At 69.5% G+C, this 2,167-nt stretch carries 1 protein-coding gene; it reads right to left on the reverse strand.

Features of this window, described 5'->3' with window-relative positions:
• Positions 1 to 2,166 (reverse strand): condensation domain-containing protein (locus AC507J_RS32180; RefSeq protein WP_496294309.1); only part of this gene is annotated, 2,166 nt, incomplete at its 3' end.
• Between the last annotated feature and the right edge of the window lies 1 nt (position 2,167).

The raw sequence follows: 2,167 nt of genomic DNA on the forward strand, positions 1-2,167 counted from the left end.
GCCACCCAGGCGGAGGACGTTGGGGTAGCTGACGACGTGCGGACGGCTGAGGATGCTCAGCGTTCCGTCGAGGGTGGAGACGTGCAGGTCGAACTCGCTGGACGCCTCGTAGATGGCCTCGCCGAAACCGACCCGGTCGGTGTCGACCTGGGCGAAGTCGAGGAAGTTGAAGAGGATCTCGATCGGCCGCTCGCCGTTGGTGAAGCGTTGCACCGCCGGCAGCGGGTAGTGCCGGTGCGGCCACAGCTCCAGCTCGGCGGCGAAGGTCTGCCGGATCAGCTCCGCCCAGGTGGCGGCGGAACCCTTGTGTACGAACGGCAGCGTGTTCAGGTGCATGCCGTACACCCGGTCCGCGCCGGTCACCTCGGGCCGGCCGTGGCAGACCAGGCCGCTGGTGAAGGTTTCCTGGTCGGTGAGCTGGCTCATCACCTTCAGGTGTGCGGCCAACAGAACGCTCTTCAGCGACGTGCCGGTGCGGCTGGCCAGGTTCTTGAGCCCGTCGAGCAGGTCGTGCAGCGGCACCCGGGTGCCGCACTGGAACTCGGGGTCGCTCTCCGGCGCGCCCCAGCCGGTGGGCAGGGCGAAGCGCGGGTAGTCGACAACGGCCCGCCAGTACGCCTCGTCCTCGGCGGAGCGCAGGGCGGCGAGTTCGGCGGCGACGAAGTCGGCGTAGCGGACCGGCAGCGCGTCGAAGGGTACGGGCGTGCCGCTGTCCCGCAGCCGCCGGTAGTTGTCCAGGATCTCCATCAGCAGCGAGTGGTGGCTCCAGCCTTCGAGGATGCCGTGCGACATGGTCAGCACGAACCACCAGGCGTTGCCCTCGCCGATCGCACCGGCGACGCGGATCTGGGGATACTCGTCCGGCGCGAACGGGGTGGCCCGTTCGGCGGCCATGTATGCGCGCAGTCCCTCCTCGGCGTCGGTGCCGCGAAGGTCGAGCACGGTCACCTCGATCGGCACCTCGCTGTGCACGAGTTGCAGCGGCACCGAGTAGCCATCCAGGGCGAAGGACGTACGCAGGATCTCGTGCCGGTCCACGACGGTCTGCACGGCGCGGCGCAGCGCGTCGACGGCCAGGGACTGCTCGTCGTGGATCGGGAAGGCCGAGACGTTGTGGTAGGTGTGCCGGTCGGTGTCGGCAAGCATCTGCACCAGCATGCCGAGCTGCACCTGACCGATCGGGTACGCGTCGTCGAGCCCGCTGGGCAGGGCGGCCCGGTCCGCGTCGGCGAGCTGTGCGAAGCGGGCGACCGGCTGGAACTGCGGTTCGGCAGCCCCGGTCTGCGCAACCTGGATGTGCTCGGCGAGCGCGGCCACGGTGCGGTGCACGAAGATGTCCCGCACGGAGGCGGGGAACCCGGCCGTGCGCAGCGCCCCGACGAGGGCGATGGCGCTGATGGAGTGCCCGCCGAGGTCGAAGAAGTTGTCGACGACGCTGACGCTGTCCAGCTTGAGCACCCGCGCCCAGATGTCGGCGAGTTGGGCTTCTGTGTCGGTGCGGGGTGCCACGTGCACCCGCTCGGTCGCCGTCACCGATTCCAGCAGCGCGGCGCGGTCGACCTTGCCATTGGCGTTGAGCGGAATCGCCTCCACGGCGATCAGGTCGGCGGGCACCATGTAGTCCGGCAGCCGGTCGGCGCACTCGTCTCGGATGCGCTGGACCAGTCCCGCGTCCGGGGCGGTCGGCACGAAGAAGCCGATCAGCCGGGCCTCGCCGGCCGCACCCGTCTGCACGACCGTCACCGCGTCGCGTACACCGGCCACGGCGGTGAGCACGGACTCGATCTCACCCAACTCGATGCGGTAACCGCGCACCTTCACCTGATGGTCCACCCGACCCAGGAACTCCACCGCACCATCCGACAACCGACGCGTCAGGTCCCCGGTGCGGTACAACCGCGACCCCGCCGGCCCGAACGGATCCGGCACGAACCGATCCGCGGTCAACCCCGGCTGCCCCACATAACCCCAAGCCACCCCGACACCACCCACATACAACTCACCCGTCACACCCAGCGGCACCGGCTGCATCCACGCGTCCAACACATACATCCGCATGCCCGGCAACGCCCGACCGATCGGCACGATCGGCAACGTCTGCTCCACCCGCACCGGGAACACACACGTACCCACCGACGCCTCCGTCGGCCCGTACTCATTGATCAGG

The organism is Micromonospora sp. PRAS1 (assembly GCF_059553435.1).